Here is a 15838-nt window from a genome sequence, read left to right as displayed (position 1 = left end):
TCTATATTTAAAAAATACTTTTTAAAATATAAATATAGTAATTTTCTTATAATTTATTTCATCTATGGCAATAAAAAAAGGAACTCAAAAATAGAGTTCCTTTGTCTATATATTAAAGAAAATGATTAATCTTCATCGTCTTCATCTTCGTCATCATCAGCTATATCGTCCGGGTCTCTGTCATCGTCATCTTCGTCATCTCCGCCATCAACGTCTGGTTTATCCTGATTGTCATCATCGTCATCATCATCTGCTGCATCATCATCAAGATCAAGACCTTTTACTGGCTCGATTGTATCAACATCAAGATCAATATCGTCATCTTCATCATAATTTTCGATTCTGTCAGCAAGTTTAGTACTGATTTTTACTAAATAAATAGTGTCTTCAGTACGAACTTCAACAGCTTCTACTAATTCGTTTTTAGCGTTTCTAAAACGGATAACATCCGAATCATCATAACCATCAGGAAATTTTTCAACCAAAAGGTTTAAAATTTCGTTTGTCAGTTTGGCGTAGTCTACTATAACTCTTTTCATAAAAATATCCTATAAATCTAATAAATATGCAAAAATTAACGGCGCAACAATTGTAGCATCCGACTCGATAATAAATTTAGGGGTTTTGATATCTAACTTACCCCAGGTGATTTTTTCATTTGGAACTGCTCCTGAATAAGAACCGTAACTAGTTGTTGAATCTGAGATTTGGCAAAAATAGCTCCAGAAAGGAACGTCATGCATTTCCATATCCTGATATAGCATTGGTACAACACATATTGGAAAATCTCCTGCGATACCTCCGCCAATTTGGAAAAATCCGATACCATTTTGGCTGTTTTTTGAATACCAGTCGGCAAGGAAAGTCATGTATTCAATACCAGATTTCATTGTAGATGCTTTCAAATCACCTTTGATTACGTATGATGCAAAAATATTACCCATAGTACTATCTTCCCATCCCGGAACAATAATTGGTAAATTTTTCTCAGCAGCAGCATACATCCAGCTGTCTTTTAAATCAATTTCGTAGTATTCTTCTAAAACACCTGATAATAACATTTTGTACATGAATTCATGTGGAAAATAACGTTCTCCTTTATCATCAGCATCTTTCCAGATTTTGTAGATGTGTTTTTGTAAACGTCTAAAAGCCTCATGTTCAGGAATACAAGTATCTGTAACACGGTTTAATCCTTTTTCCAGCAAGGCCCATTCGTCTTCTGGTGTCAAATCACGGTAATTAGGAACTCTTTCGTAGTGAGAGTGAGCTACTAAATTCATGATGTCTTCTTCTAGATTGGCTCCAGTACATGAAATAATTTGTACTTTATCTTGTCTAATTATTTCCGCAAAAATTTTACCAATTTCTGCTGTACTCATTGCTCCAGCCATACTCACCAACATTTTAGATCCATTTGCTAATTGTTGTTCGTATTCTTTGGCTGCATCTACCAGTGAAGCAGAATTAAAGTGTAAATAATGTTTTTCAATAAACTGACTGATTGGTCCTTTCATTTTGATTTTTGTTTTTTTTTGTTTTTTTGAATTAAAAGTTTTAACCTTTTTTGTGTATATGCAAATTAATAATTTTATAATAATTAACCTTAATTAATTTACAGTTTTTTTTTACATTTTTTTCTTGTATCCTAATATTTTTAACACATCATCTGAAGTCTGCTGCTCAGAGAAAACTTCTGTTGCCAGAATTCCATTTTCATCACGATCTATCAAAATATGTTTTGGCTGCGGAATCAAACAATGGTGTAAACCACCGTAACCTCCAATAGTTTCCTGATACGCTCCTGTATTAAAGAAACCAATATATAATGGCTTTTCCTTATTATATTTAGGCAGATAAATAGCGTTCATATTTTGTTCAGAATTGTAATAATCATCACTATCACAAGTTAATCCTCCTAAGAGAACCCGCTCATAAGTATCATTCCAGCGATTAATAGCCAGCATAATGAAACGTTTATTAATAGCCCAGGTATCCGGAAGGGTAGTAATGAACGATGAATCGATCATGTTCCATTTCTCTCTGTCATTTTGTTGTTTTTGATACAAAATCTGATAGATTGCACCGCCGCTTTCACCTACTGTAAATGAGCCAAACTCTGTAAAAATATTTGGAACATCTACTTCAGCTTCATCACATGCTATTTTAATTTGATTGATAATTTCATCAATCATATATTGGTAGTCATATTCAAATGCCAGAGAGTTTTTAATCGGGAAACCTCCGCCTATATTTAAACCATCCAGAGTAGGGCATTCCTTTTTTAATGCAATGTATACTTTAATACATTTTACAAGCTCATTCCAATAATAAGAAGTATCGTTTATTCCGGTATTAATAAAGAAGTGAAGCATTTTAAGCTCTAGTTTATCATTTTCCTGAATTTGCTTTTTGTAAAACGAAACGATATTTTTATAACCAATACCTAATCTTGATGTATAAAACTCAAATTTAGGTTCTTCTTCGGCAGCGATACGAATTCCAATTTTGAATTTTCCTTTGATTTCTCCCTGAAGTAAATCAAGTTCTTCATAATTGTCAATAATCGGAATTGTATTTTTATGTCCGTTATTGATTAATCTTGCGATATTATTAATGTATTCGTCTCTTTTAAAACCATTACAAATTACATAAGTGCTTTTATTGATTTTACCATTTTCTAATAAATTCTCAACAATATTAACATCAAATGCAGATGAAGTTTCAATATGAATGTTATTCTTAAAAGCCTCATTCATAATGTATTCAAAATGAGAGCTTTTTGTACAGTAACAATAATAATATTTTGCTTCGTATTTGTTCTTTTCCATTGCATTTCTGAACCAGGTCTTTGCCTTATTAATATTTTCAGAAATCTGAGGCAGGTAAGTAAACTTTAGTGGTGTACCATATTGTTCAACCAATTTCATCAAATCGATGTTGTGGAACTGAAGGTTGTCTTTGCTTAGTTTAAATTCTTCTTGCGGAAAGTAATATGTTTGGTTAATTAGATCCGAATATTTTGTATTCATTTATATTTCAATATTTTAAGTAGTAATTATTAAATTTAGTGATTTTATTCTAAATCTAAAATTCAAACTCTAATATTAGCAAATATAATTTGCAGTTTTTCGTGTTCTGCTTTTGAGCACAGGAAAACATCAAAACAAAACGGACTTTTGCTATTGTAAAAACGGTTCAACATTCTAAGTAAAGAACTGTTGAGACGGTTTCTGTAAGAGCTGAATTGTCTTTGTTTATTGTTTGTTTTCATTGTGGCAAATGTAAAAAATAATATATACCAAAAGCAATGCTTTTAATTAAAAAAAGTTTAAGATTTATAATCCTGAAACGCAGCCAGAATTAATTTATTTTCAACGGATTGGTTAATTTTAATTTTTCCGATTCCTTCAATTAACGCAAATTGAATCAAACCATATTCATTTTTTTTGTCATGAACGAGCAATTCTAAAATAGGATCAATGTCGTTTTCTTCAAATTTCACATCGTCATAAATAGCTTTTATAGCTGTTTTTATTTCAGAATATTCTGCTGAAGTGATTAAATCTTTATGCAGGGAAATATAACTTTCCAAAATCATCCCCACAGCGATTGCTTCTCCGTGTAATAAAGTTTTTTTGGATTCGCTTTCTAAAAAATAGCTTTCGATAGCATGCCCCAGAGTATGGCCGAAATTAAGTGCTTTACGGATGTTTTTTTCTGTTGGGTCCTGAATTACGATTTCGTTTTTAATTTCTACCGAGCGGTAAATCAATTGGTCTAATGCATTATAATCGATAGCACCAAGATCAAGAAACTCTTTCCAATAAGCCGCATCATAAATTAAACCGTGTTTTAGCATTTCTGCAAGTCCGGAACGCATTTCGCTTTGCGATAAAGTTTCAAGGTATCCTGTGTCAATCAAAACCATTTGAGGAACATTTATAACACCAATCTGGTTTTTAAGATTGCCTAAGTCAACTCCTGTTTTCCCTCCCACAGAAGCATCAACCATAGATAATAGGGTAGTAGGGATGTTTATAAAATCAACTCCTCTTTTAAAGGTTGAAGCTACAAAACCACCTAAATCTGTTACAACACCGCCGCCAAGATTAATTATAAGTGATTTTCTGTCTGCTCCAAGTTCTGTTAAAACATGCCAGATTTCAATGCAGGTTTCAATATTTTTATTAGCCTCTCCAGCTTCAAACTCGATAATTTCGATATTTAAATCTGTTTCAATTACGGGTAAAAGTTTGGGCAGGCAATACTCATTTGTCTCAGTATCAACAATAATAAAGATATTTGAGTATTTATTTTCTTTTAAATGTTTATTTAAAGCTTCGTATGCATACTGGTTAAAATGCACGAGATAATTGTTCGCTTGAATAGATTGCATAATTCTTCGGTTAATTGAAACCGCAAAATAAGGCATTTTTAACTAAAATATATTCAAATTTCAGCCCTAATTTGTTTAAAAACGAATCATTCTAAATTAATGCTTTAAAAGAGCAGAAACTATTTACACATCTTTAGTAATTGTTCTGCATTAGAATAGTTTTTATTTTTTGATATGTTTAAATATTTACATGCATTCGTTTTGTCATCTTCTTTTAAATAGCAAATTGCAAGGAAATATTCTGTTTTTCCATCATTTAGCCCTGGATACTTTAAAGCATTCAATAAATAATTGATTGCTTTTTTTGACTGCCCGACCTTTAAATAATAGAAACCTATATTTTGTGCTGCATAAATGCTTTTTGGGTCAACTTTTAAAGCTTTTTGATAGGATACAAGAGCTTTGTCCATTTCCTTGTTTTCTTCAAATTTCTGACCTTCTGTAATTAAATCGGCAATTAAAAGGTCGTTTTTACGTTTTTTTATTACAGCTTCATCTGCTCCAACATTTTGCATTTTATACATTAATTGTTTTGCTGCAGGATAATTTTTATTTTTTGATAAATTAAAGTATTTAAGAGCATTAGTTTTATCATTTTCCTTCAAATAAGAAATCCCCAGAAAAAATTCTGTCTTTCCATCATTTAAGCCAGGATGTTTTAATGCTTCAAGCAAAGTGTTTATTGCTTTTTTATTCTGACCTTGTTTTAAATAATTGAACCCTATATTTTGTGATATGTAAACATTTTTAGGATCAATTTCCAATGCTTTTTCATAGGATTGTAAAGCATTATTTAAATCAGATTTATTTTCAAAGTTTTGACCTCCGGTTAGGTAACTCGTAATTAAAAGTTCATTTTTTTGAACTGTTAAGGCACTATCCTGAGGAAATTTTTTCAGCCCTTGATCAATCAGCTTGATTAAATTTTGATAATTATATCCTGAATATTTAAGTCCGCGAACTGCAAGATCCCATGTTTTAGGCATTGGTCTGTATTGAGAAAACAATTCATGTTCTTTTACTATTTCTAAAGTATCTCTTTTAGATATTGCAAAATTAATCGCAGTATTAAATAAATCATAATTCCTTGGACGCAGATAGAATGCCTTCTTAATATAAATATAAGCACTATCAATGTCGCCTTTATTTTTAGATATTACGTTTTTATAAAAATCGATACGTCCCGAATATCCATTAATTTTATTGGCTTTTGAAAAACAATTTAAAGCTTTATCATATTGCTTTTCACGAACATAATAAATTCCGGCATATTCATAAAATGACTCTGAACTGCTGAGTGTATTTGGATATACAGGTATTTTTTTTAGAACTTCGTCTCCATTAAGAAATCCTTTTTGATTCATATTAATATTATCTACGCCAATTAAGTATTCAAGATGTGAAGTTTTATAAATTATGAATGCTGAATAACTTGTCATTACCGCAATACCGATTAAAATTAATGTAATAACTCTAATCAAAGTATTATTTGCAGTTAATCTGGTTTGATCAAGCTTAAAATTATTTATCAAACTTAAAGCAAGCAATAAGCTGAAAAATATTGACATTGTTGGCCTATACATTGGGAAATTAAAAACCGAATCTATTCCATATACTAGAAGAATCATTAAGGTTAGTACCGAAATTACCTGTTTTTCTTTATTATGCGATTTTTTAAGATTTTTCAAATTGACAATAAAAAGAAAAACAAAAAGAGAAAAATAAATTAAGCCGTTGATTATTCCCGTTTCAGCTAAAATTTCAAGAAAATCATTGTGCGTATGTAAAGAAACTGTAGAATCGTTAGAAGTTGTTCTTTCATAAGGAATAGATTCAACTTGATAATTACCCAATCCAATTCCTAAGACTGGTTTTTTACTACTCATTTTTATAGCATTGCTCCAAAATATCAACCTGGCTTTTGATGAGGCATCTTCTGTATTAATTTGACTAACCCTATTTTCTAAAGAGACATATCTGCTTTTATCTTTGGATCTTTCAAAAATTGAGTTTACAAATAGTACTGCTGTTAATACAGGAATTATTATGTATAATACTTTAAAAAAAGTTACTCTTGTAAAAGAATATTCTCTAGAAAGATAAATTATGTAAATAGAAAATATTAAAAATAAGTTGATAAGCGACGTTCTCGCTCCAGTTAAAAATATAACAGCAGTAACTGAAAATAAACTAAAAAAACAAAACCATTTTTTGTATTTATTAAAATGAGTTATACCAACTAATAAAAAAGGTACTTTAATAGTAAGGCTCGAAGCAAGTATATTGATGTTTCCTGTATTCCCTTCCATAGCATTCAAAAGTTTTATAATTGAAATATTTTTAGGAATAATTATAAAATGACAAAGCTGCTGCCAAGATTGCAGTAAAGCAGAAATGCTTACAATGAATATAATTTTATAAAATTGATCAAATTTGTTTTTTAGTAAAATAGAAAGGTTAACAAAAAGGCAAAATACAATAATTATCTGAGTCAGTTTAGTAAATACAAGTGATGAATTCTTTGCAGAAAAAATTGAAATTGCACATAGCAAAACAAATATTAAATAAAGTTTGAAAATATAACTACTCCTAAATATTGATATAATATCTTTAGAAATTATTTTAGAATTTGCATAAAAATAAATGCTAATAATTAAATTTACAAGCGATAGATACAAAAACTGCGGATTAATGATTTCTGCACTTTTAAAATAAGGCAGAAAGTCAATTACTAATAACGAAGAGATAAAAAGAAGAACTATAAAATTAGGAATAGTGTATTTTCCTTTTACTTCACTTATAATACTGTCAATCTTTTGAGTATTCATACGTTTTCATTTTTTTGCAAAATTACATAAAAATCAAAGTAAAATCCTACTTTTATAACGAGTAATATTTTTAAGAGGATTAAAGATATCAAAAAATATGATATGATTTAGTAAATAATATTCAAAACAGTCTATATCTTTGCACAAAAACTAAACTTAATGGAAAAAATATTCGATAACACTCAGGTTGCTTTTTCACTTAAAAGTGATACAGAACTTGACAGGGCTTATTTTCTTTTTAAAATGATTGATAGTGAGCCTTTAGTACGTATTGGAACTGCTGTTACAAATTTTGCAATCAAAGCACATCTTCCTGTTGAAGGATTGATTCGTGCAACAGTTTTTGATCATTTTTGCGGAGGAGTAAACGAAGATGACTGTCTAACTGTAGTCGATAAAATGTTTACCAAAGGTGTTTCATCTGTATTAGATTATTCGGTTGAAGGAAAAGAAGAAGAAACACAGTTTGACGCTGCTTTAGAAATGACCTTAAAAACTATTGAATTTACAAAAGAGCGCTTAGCGATTCCGTTTGCAGTATTTAAACCAACAGGTTTAGGACGTTTTGAATTGTATGAAAAATTAGGAGAGAAACAAACTTTAAGTCCTGCTGAACAAGAAGAATGGAATAGAGTAGTAGCCCGCTTTGATCAGGTTTGCAGTGAAGCTCACAAAAAAGATGTTGCCTTATTAATTGATGGTGAAGAAAGCTGGATGCAGGATGCTGCCGATGATTTAGTTACTGATATGATGCGTAAATACAATAAAGAAAAAGCTATTGTTTTTAATACATTACAAATGTACCGCTGGGATCGTTTAGATTACTTAAAAAAGCTTCATGAAACAGCAAAGAACGAAGGTTTCTTTATTGGAATGAAATTAGTTCGCGGTGCTTACATGGAAAAAGAGAACAAAAGAGCAGAAGAAAAAGGATATGTTTCACCGATTTGTGTTTCTAAAGAGGCAACAGATATTAATTATGATGCCGCTGTTCATTATATGTTAGAACATTTAGAAACAATGTCAATTTTTGCAGGAACTCATAACGAATTGAGTTCTTACAAATTGATGGAAATGATGGCTGAAAAAGGTATTGCCAAAAACGATAAAAGAATCTGGTTTGGGCAATTATACGGAATGAGCGATAATATTAGCTACAACTTAGCTGAAAACGGTTATAATGTTGCAAAATACCTTCCGTTTGGACCTGTAAAAGATGTTATGCCGTACTTAATTCGCCGTGCAGAAGAAAATACTTCTGTAGCAGGACAGACAAGCCGCGAATTATCTATGATTAAAGCAGAACGTAAACGTAGAAAAGGTAAGGAATAGTTTTCAGTCTCAGTTTACAGTTTATATATTAAAAAGCTTCAATGAAAATTGGAGCTTTTATGTTTTCTAGCATTTAAAATAACTTTTCTTAAATTTCTGGACATTTGAATATTCTTTATGTAAACTGGACTAAAGTCCAGCCCTACAATATGGATCGAGCCAAAGGCTCTTTGATAGTTCCGAAGGAACAGTTATATTGTAGAGCTGGACTTTAGTCCAGTTTACATAAATAAAAATTTAGAAAAACAAACCCGGCAGGTTTTTAAACCTGCCGGATTTGCATTATAATTGAGATTCGGAATTTAAAAATTGAAAATTCACTAAGAATTACTAAACTGTAAGTTGCTTAAGTTTTTGTAAATTCCGTTTTCCAGATTTATTAATTCCTGATGTGTTCCTTCTTCTGAAATTTCTCCGTTATCGAGAACTAAAATTTTATCCGCATTTCTAATCGTCGAAAGGCGATGAGCAATGATAATACTAGTTCTTCCTTCCATTAGAACTTCTAAAGCTTCCTGAACCAGTTTTTCGCTTTCGCTGTCTAAAGATGAAGTTGCTTCGTCTAATATTAAGATACTTGGATTTTTAAGCAAAGCTCTTGCAATTGCAATACGCTGGCGCTGTCCGCCTGATAACTTAACACCACGTTCTCCAACCAGTGTTTCGAATTTTTCAGGAAAGCCATCCACAAAATTGAATGCATTTGCTTGTTTTGCTGCTAATAATATTTCTTCATCAGTTGCATTTGGTTTTCCGTAGGCAATATTTTCTCTGATAGTTCCGCCAAAAAGAATAACATCCTGCGGAACAATACTCATGTTTCCACGAAGATTTTCTAAATCATAGTCGTAGATATTTTTTCCGTCAACTAAAATTTCTCCTGAAGTTATATCGTAAAAACGCAATAAAAGTGATGAAATAGTTGATTTTCCGGCACCACTTGGACCAACAATAGCTATTTTTTGTCCGAATTCTGCAGAGAAATTTACATCTTTTAAAACCTGAACTTCTTTTCTTGAAGGATAACTAAAAGCAACATTTCTGAAAGAAACAATTCCTTTTATTTTCTCAATAGAAGATATTTTTGGTGTTGCATTGATTGCTTCCGGAGTTTCTTCTAATAATTCAAAAACGCGTTCTGTTGCTCCAACTGCTTTTTGGATTTGCGCATACATTTCGGCAATTCCTCCAAAAGAAGCACCAATAAAGGTCGTATAAAGTACAAACGAAATTAAATCTCCTACACCCTCAACCTCACCTTTTATAGTCAATGTAATTCCGTACCAAACGACAGCAACTACACATCCAAAAAGACATAAAATGATAAACGAAGCAAAGTAACCTCGGTATTGACCACCTTTAATAGCAATTTTTACAATCTCTTTTATTTTGTTTCTATAACGTTGAATTTCGTACCATTCATTGGCAAAAGCTTTTACATTGCTGATTCCCTGAAGTGTTTCTTCAACGATTATTTGGCTTTCAGCTACTTTATCTTGAGTTTTTTTTCCATATTTACGAATAAATCTTCCAAATATAACGGCGGCAACTGCAACAATTGGTACAATGGCCAGCATCATTAAAGTTAATTTCGGACTTATATTTCCCAGAATAACAAATCCTCCAATAATCAGGATTAACTGTCGTAAAAACTCGGCAATTGTAGTAGTAAAGGTGTCTTGCAGCTGCGAAATATCAGCACTGATTCTACTATTTAACTCTCCAACTCGTTTTTGAGAATAAAAAGACATTGGTAATTTTACCAGATTTTCATATAAAGCAAAACGGATATTAGATAATGAATTCTCTGTAAAATTTACAAAAAGTGAAATCCTGAAAAAAGAGAAGATCGCCTGAAGCGTAAGAATCACCATTAATCCAACAGCAATTTCGTCAGCCCTGCTAAGGTCTTTATTGGTAACACAATCAACCAGCATTCCCATTAATTTAGGAAAGGCGAGGGCAGTGGCGCTGGTTAATAATAAGAAGATCAAACCAAGGAAAAATTTCCATTTATGGCCTTTTCCGTATTTAAAAATTCTGAAAGCTTTTTGAAGTGAATTAGAGTCTAATTTAGCCTTTGGTAAATCATTTTCCTGAAATCTTGCCATTTGAGTATACAATTAAGATATGCAAATGTATGACTATAGCAAATGATTACAAAAGATTATTATAAATTAGGCAGCTGTATTCTTTTTTTTAACTAAAATTAACTGAAACATAATTTTTATTTAATTTTTAAAAAGCTGAAAAATAGAATGCTAAATAAAAGCATGAAAAAAATATTTGATTTTTTTTAAAATATGCTTGCAATTACAAATTCTAGCTGTATATTTGCACTCGCAATCACAAAATGATAGCATTCTAATAAAACAGGGCGATTAGCTCAGCTGGTTCAGAGCACCTCGTTTACACCGAGGGGGTCGGGGGTTCGAACCCCTCATCGCCCACCATGAGGGATAACAGAAATGTTGTCCCTCTTTTTTTGATATATAATCTTTATATTGCCCATTTTCATCCGGAATTAGGTATTCATTTTATCCAAAATACCTACACAAGAAGCCGAAAATAGAAACTTAAAACCTGAGGTAACCAATCCACCTAAAACTATTTCAAAAATCTGGGACTATTGCTGTAACTTTTTTAAAATAAACCGTCAAAACTATAAATCTAAATTATAAACCAAATGAAGTCAAAATTTTTTTATGTACTAAGTATTTGCAATCTGTTAGCATTTAGCTTCTATCTCTTTTCATTTTCCAGTAAGGATAATGTTAAAGTTGTAGATTTTCAAGATAAAATAATAAAAGTCAGGGGTATTGTTGTTGTTGACTCACTTGGAGTTGAGCGTGTTATTATGGGTTCTCACTTACCTGAACAAAATTTGAGCAGTTATGGCAGCAGATTAAATTCAAGAGGTAAGGTTGGCGTTTCTGGTGTCATGCTTTATGATGCGGAAGGACAGGAAAGAGGAGGATATGTTACAGATGACAATTTAGGTAATGCTTTCCTGACTTTAGACTCGAAAACCAGCATGCAATTGTTATTATTATCAGAACCACAAGGTGCTGCGGCAATAATATTAAATAACAATGATAGAAAAAACACGATAACACTATCTACCAATGATACAAATGCAGATGTAAAATTGAAACAGAATGATAAAAATATAAAATTATATGAAAAACAATAAAATCCTATCGGCTTTCATTTTACTTTTTGCAATACTGGGCTGCAGGGGCCAAAATATTTTCATCCCTAAACTGACAAATATAAACCCGGTATCTTATACAGATGTGGTTTATACTGGTGTTAAAGATACGGTGCTTGTTTCTACTTTCAGCGGACGTATTTCCAAAAGAATAAATGGCAGTCCAAAAGAAATTGCTATTGCAAAAATTGCAGATGAAATTTATTCTCTGGCTTATAATCCCCAGCGAAAAGAAATTGCAGCTGCCACTTTAGAAAATGACATCCTTTTAATTAATGAGAAAAATGGAAAAATCATAAAAAAACTGCCCTTAAAAACCACTTGGTCCATTGCTGTATTCTTTTCGGATAATTTTAATTATCTGATTACTCAGGACCAGAAAAAAAACCAATATATCTGGGATGTAACCAAAAATTACCAGGAATTGGTATTGCCATCTGATTTCCCAAAAGGAACTATTGTAAAGATTGACAAACAAAACATCGCAGTAATTGTTACTCCAAGTAAAGTTACCTATTGGAATATGAATAACAATACGGTACAAAAAGAGATTTTAGTTGACCTAAAGAAATTTACGGACATGGATAGTGAAGGAAATTTTCTTTCCTTAAATTATAATGAATGTGCCAAATACAACAGTAATACTCATCAAACGGAATTTAAAGTAAAGCACCCCAATTGGATCACGCATGATATATACGATGATAGTAAAGTATATGAAGACAATTACAGCATGAATCTTACTACGGCAAAATTTGCTAAAGATAAAATTTATACAGCCAGCATTGACCGTTCAATAAGAATTTGGGATAAAAAAACCGGCGAGCTTTTAAAATCACTAACAGACGACCATAAAGCAACTGTAAATAAATTAAAAGTATCAAAAGACGAAAACCAGCTTGTATCTGTTGACCTCAAGGGTGGAATCCAATTTTGGAATATAGAGTAAAAGACCTCGGCCAACTGGGTTTATATCGTTACAGCCCATAATAATAGTGCTGTACTAAACTTGTGAAATTGAGATTTTAAACTCGAGAAATATAAGAGATTGTTAATCAAAAATATCTAAGATTTAAAAAGCCTGTAAAATTATACTTTACAGGCTTTCTATTTTTATGCTTATACTTTTTCGATGGTAATCTATAAAATTATATAACAATTACCCGTAGTGCATTTGGGTAAAAGAGAATAAAAGTTGCGCAACCCACTAAAAAGCAGTAAATTGAAGTTCTGACATAACAATTCCATGCGCAACTTTACAGCAAATTACGAGAAAATTTTAGAAGTATTAAAGGAAATAGGTTTTGAAAACGAGAATTTTTTATCTCAGATACGTAAACCAAAATTGACAGATTTGAAAATAATGGCAATAAATCTGACTTCTGAGTATATGAGTATAGATAGTGAGTATCAACTTTTCAGAATACTGCCTTTTGAGATTAAATCGCTTATTGAACGTAGCGTTTACAATAGAAGAAAGCGGAAATTATTTATTCATCTGGAAAGAATAAGAAAATTATTGGCAGATAAATTTAACAGCAATGAAAACTATTTTGTTGTAGATAGTATGCCTTTAGAAGTCTGTAAGTCATCCAGGAGTTCCAGGAGTAAAATATGCAGAGAAACAGATTATGCACTTCCAAACAGAGGTTATTGTGCTTCACAGAAAATGCATTATTATGGCTATAAGCTTCATGTAGTCTGCTCGGTAAAAGGTGTTATCCAGAGTTTAGATATTAGCCCTGCTTCTGTGCATGATATTCATTATCTGAAAGATATAAAGCAACAGATTAAAGATTGTACACTATTGGGAGATAAGGGATACTTATCATCAGAATATCAGTTAGATCTATTTACATCCCATAATATAAAGCTTGAAGTTCCAATGAGGAAGAATCAAAAAAAATATAAAGATCTGCCGTACATCATTAAAAAATCAAGAAAGAGAATAGAAACCTTATTTTCTCAATTATGCGATCAATTTATGATAAGACGAAATTATGCAAAAAGCTTTTTGGGTTTTAAAACCAGAATACTAACCAAAATAACAACACTAACTATTATTCAGACAATAAACAAAAATGCAAATAGGAATATCAATAACTTAAAAATCAATATTGCCTAAATGCACTACGGGTAACAATTTTAATAATTTTGTAAATCAACGGGAACTTAAACAATGACATCAGGCATAGAAAAATATGAATTCAAACCAGGTCTCCCTCAAGAGTTTGAAATTATTGATATGGCAGAACTCTACAAGCAATTTTCTGACACGCTGACAACAGCTCATAGAACAAATTTTTACCATATTCTGTGGTTTCAAAAAGGCAATCCAATACATACAATAGACTTCAAACCAGTAAAAACAAAGTCAAATTCGGTTCTGTTTTTAAACAAGGATGCAGTTCAGCAGTTTGATAAAAAAGGAGATACTGGTGGTAAGGTAATCCTTTTTACAGATAATTTCTTTTGTAAAACGGAAATGCACACTAAATATCTAAAATCTAATATTTTATTCAATAATTGGTACTCCGTTTCGCAAATTGAGTTGGAGAATATTGCCCCCGACTTTATTAATCTTTTTGAATTATTACAGTCAGAATTTAAAAAAGGAAAAGATAATTATCAATCTGACATTTTAAGGAACTACCTGCATAATTTATTGTTACTCTCTGAAAGAGAAAAGAGAAGTCAGAATTTTAATGAAATAAAAAAAGGAGCAGATTTTGATTATGTATTACTCTTTAAAGATTTTTTAGAAACTGGATTCAGAAAACAAAAACAAGTAAGCAGTTATTCTAAACAAATGCTCGTTACTGTAAAAAGATTAAATCAGGCAACCTCAAAGATTTTAGGCAAAACACCGAAAGAAATAATCGATGACAGAGTAATGTTAGAAGCCAAACGATTACTGGCTCACACAAATGAAAATGTTAAAGAAGTCGCTTATCAATTAGGATTCGAAGAACCTACAAATTTTATCAAATATTTTCGAAAACATAGTAATATTACTCCTATTGAATTTAGGGAAAGTCACACTTAGACTTAAAAGTATCACATAAAGGCACATTCCTACCTTTCTCTTCTTTTCACTTCGCTGCAACTTTGCATTGTAATTAAAACATAGCAAAATGAAAAAAATAATTTTAACAGCGGCGATAATTTTAGGTCTTGGATTATCTACAGGATATTCACAGAACAAGCCTATTTCAAAAACTAAAAAGACAGAAAAAATGGAAAACAAACAAAAAGTAGTCAGCTTACTAAAAGCAATTGAAACAGGAGCATCAGAACCTGTAAGTTACATTAATCCAAACAAATACATCCAGCACAATTTAGGTGTTGCTGACGGACTTGCCGGTTTTGGAGCACTGTTACAAGCGTTACCGCCAAACTCTGCAAAAGTAAATACCATTCGTGCATTTCAAGACGGAGATTTTGTTTTTACACATACTGACTATAACTTTTTTGGACCAAAAATTGGATTCGATATTTTCAGGTTCGAAGATGGAAAAATAGTAGAGCATTGGGATAATTTACAAGAAAAACCTGCTAAACCAAATCCAAGTGGACATACTATGATTGACGGAGTAACCGAAATCAAAGATTTAGACAAAACAGAAGTTAATAAAAAATTGGTTAAAAGTTTTGTTGAAGATATTCTCGTGAATGGAAGAATGGAGAAATTAGCAGGTTACTTTAATGGCGATAATTACATTCAACATAACCCAAACATTCCTGACAAGCTTTCAGGACTTGGAGCAGCTCTTGAATCACTTGGCAAGCAAGGTATCTTCTTAAAATACGATAAAATACATAAAGTACTAGGAGAAGGGAATTTTGTTCTTATTGTGAGCGAAGGACATTTTGGAAAAGATTACAACGCTTTTTATGATTTATTCCGAGTAGAAAATGGAAAAATTGCAGAACATTGGGATGTAATTGAGCTGATACCATCAAAAGATAATTGGAAAAACAACAACGGAAAATTTTAAATCAGCTAAACTTTGATCTAAGCGTTTTAAAGAGTGTAAATACTTGATTTACTCAATATTATTAACCAAA

At 31.3% G+C, this 15838-nt stretch carries 12 protein-coding genes and 1 tRNA gene; 7 read left to right on the top strand and 6 right to left on the bottom strand.

Annotated features, from left to right (window positions below; all coding sequences use genetic code 11):
- Positions 1-125: 125 nt before the first annotated feature.
- The 5 genes from AABD74_RS16470 to AABD74_RS16450 all read right to left on the bottom strand — a co-directional run bounded on the left by AABD74_RS16470 (position 126) and on the right by AABD74_RS16450 (position 7227).
- A complete protein-coding gene (locus AABD74_RS16470; RefSeq protein ID WP_232678016.1) occupies positions 126-539 on the bottom strand; it encodes a DNA primase in 414 nt (137 codons plus the stop codon).
- Positions 540-548: 9 nt separating this feature from the next.
- On the bottom strand, positions 549-1517 hold the full coding sequence (locus AABD74_RS16465) for a deoxyhypusine synthase family protein (RefSeq protein WP_232678019.1): 969 nt from the start codon (positions 1515-1517) through the stop codon (positions 549-551).
- 111 nt (positions 1518-1628) lie between these two features.
- Positions 1629-3032 (bottom strand): arginine decarboxylase, encoded by a 1404-nt coding sequence (locus AABD74_RS16460; RefSeq protein ID WP_232678020.1) that lies wholly within the window; start codon positions 3030-3032, stop codon positions 1629-1631.
- Between the two features lie 299 nt (positions 3033-3331).
- On the bottom strand, positions 3332-4399 hold the full coding sequence (gene aroB / locus AABD74_RS16455; protein WP_232678021.1) for a 3-dehydroquinate synthase: 1068 nt from the start codon (positions 4397-4399) through the stop codon (positions 3332-3334).
- A 119-nt stretch (positions 4400-4518) separates the two neighbouring features.
- Positions 4519-7227 (bottom strand): O-antigen ligase family protein, encoded by a 2709-nt coding sequence (locus AABD74_RS16450; RefSeq protein WP_406843604.1) that lies wholly within the window; start codon positions 7225-7227, stop codon positions 4519-4521.
- 159 nt (positions 7228-7386) lie between these two features.
- On the opposite strand from AABD74_RS16450, the gene AABD74_RS16445 reads away from it, so the two are divergent.
- On the top strand, positions 7387-8559 hold the full coding sequence (locus AABD74_RS16445; RefSeq protein ID WP_406843603.1) for a proline dehydrogenase family protein: 1173 nt from the start codon (positions 7387-7389) through the stop codon (positions 8557-8559).
- A 320-nt stretch (positions 8560-8879) separates the two neighbouring features.
- Here AABD74_RS16445 and AABD74_RS16440 read toward each other — a convergent pair whose 3' ends face one another.
- On the bottom strand, positions 8880-10670 hold the full coding sequence (locus tag AABD74_RS16440; protein WP_406843602.1) for an ABC transporter ATP-binding protein: 1791 nt from the start codon (positions 10668-10670) through the stop codon (positions 8880-8882).
- 264 nt (positions 10671-10934) lie between these two features.
- Here AABD74_RS16440 and AABD74_RS16435 point away from each other — a divergent pair.
- From AABD74_RS16435 to AABD74_RS16410, 6 genes are all read left to right on the top strand, one after another.
- Positions 10935-11012 (top strand) — tRNA-Val (locus AABD74_RS16435).
- A 233-nt stretch (positions 11013-11245) separates the two neighbouring features.
- Complete coding sequence (locus tag AABD74_RS16430; RefSeq protein WP_406843601.1) at positions 11246-11752, top strand: hypothetical protein; 507 nt, start codon at positions 11246-11248, stop codon at positions 11750-11752.
- Positions 11739-12719: an SdiA-regulated domain-containing protein gene (locus AABD74_RS16425; RefSeq protein ID WP_406843600.1), complete on the top strand. Its 981-nt coding sequence runs from the start codon at positions 11739-11741 to the stop codon at positions 12717-12719. The genes AABD74_RS16430 and AABD74_RS16425 overlap by 14 nt, the downstream gene beginning before the upstream one ends.
- A gap of 297 nt (positions 12720-13016) precedes the next feature.
- Positions 13017-13895 (top strand): IS982 family transposase, encoded by an 879-nt coding sequence (locus AABD74_RS16420; RefSeq protein ID WP_406843599.1) that lies wholly within the window; start codon positions 13017-13019, stop codon positions 13893-13895.
- A 54-nt stretch (positions 13896-13949) separates the two neighbouring features.
- Entirely contained in the window at positions 13950-14816 is an 867-nt protein-coding gene (locus AABD74_RS16415; RefSeq protein WP_406843598.1) for a helix-turn-helix domain-containing protein, read from the top strand.
- 88 nt (positions 14817-14904) lie between these two features.
- Entirely contained in the window at positions 14905-15768 is an 864-nt protein-coding gene (locus AABD74_RS16410) for a hypothetical protein (RefSeq protein ID WP_406843597.1), read from the top strand.
- Positions 15769-15838 lie beyond the last annotated feature (70 nt).

This window comes from Flavobacterium soyae (assembly GCF_045348165.1).
Taxonomy (GTDB): Bacteria; Bacteroidota; Bacteroidia; order Flavobacteriales; family Flavobacteriaceae; genus Flavobacterium; species Flavobacterium soyae.
The sequence above is the reverse complement of the archived record's forward strand: the minus strand, read 5'-3'. Positions and strand labels throughout refer to the sequence as shown.

Excerpts from the sequence above, each read along its gene's own strand:
- AABD74_RS16470 (WP_232678016.1), bottom strand. The coding sequence starts at position 539 with ATGAAAAGAGTTATAGTAGACTACGCCAAACTGACAAACGAAATTTTA.
- AABD74_RS16425 (WP_406843600.1), top strand. The coding sequence starts at position 11,739 with ATGAAAAACAATAAAATCCTATCGGCTTTCATTTTACTTTTTGCAATA.
- AABD74_RS16450 (WP_406843604.1), bottom strand. The coding sequence starts at position 7,227 with ATGAATACTCAAAAGATTGACAGTATTATAAGTGAAGTAAAAGGAAAA.
- AABD74_RS16445 (WP_406843603.1), top strand. The coding sequence starts at position 7,387 with ATGGAAAAAATATTCGATAACACTCAGGTTGCTTTTTCACTTAAAAGT.
- AABD74_RS16430 (WP_406843601.1), top strand. The coding sequence starts at position 11,246 with ATGAAGTCAAAATTTTTTTATGTACTAAGTATTTGCAATCTGTTAGCA.
- aroB (WP_232678021.1), bottom strand. The coding sequence starts at position 4,399 with ATGCAATCTATTCAAGCGAACAATTATCTCGTGCATTTTAACCAGTAT.
- AABD74_RS16465 (WP_232678019.1), bottom strand. The coding sequence starts at position 1,517 with ATGAAAGGACCAATCAGTCAGTTTATTGAAAAACATTATTTACACTTT.
- AABD74_RS16415 (WP_406843598.1), top strand. The coding sequence starts at position 13,950 with ATGACATCAGGCATAGAAAAATATGAATTCAAACCAGGTCTCCCTCAA.
- AABD74_RS16420 (WP_406843599.1), top strand. The coding sequence starts at position 13,017 with ATGCGCAACTTTACAGCAAATTACGAGAAAATTTTAGAAGTATTAAAG.
- AABD74_RS16460 (WP_232678020.1), bottom strand. The coding sequence starts at position 3,032 with ATGAATACAAAATATTCGGATCTAATTAACCAAACATATTACTTTCCG.
- AABD74_RS16410 (WP_406843597.1), top strand. The coding sequence starts at position 14,905 with ATGAAAAAAATAATTTTAACAGCGGCGATAATTTTAGGTCTTGGATTA.
- AABD74_RS16440 (WP_406843602.1), bottom strand. The coding sequence starts at position 10,670 with ATGGCAAGATTTCAGGAAAATGATTTACCAAAGGCTAAATTAGACTCT.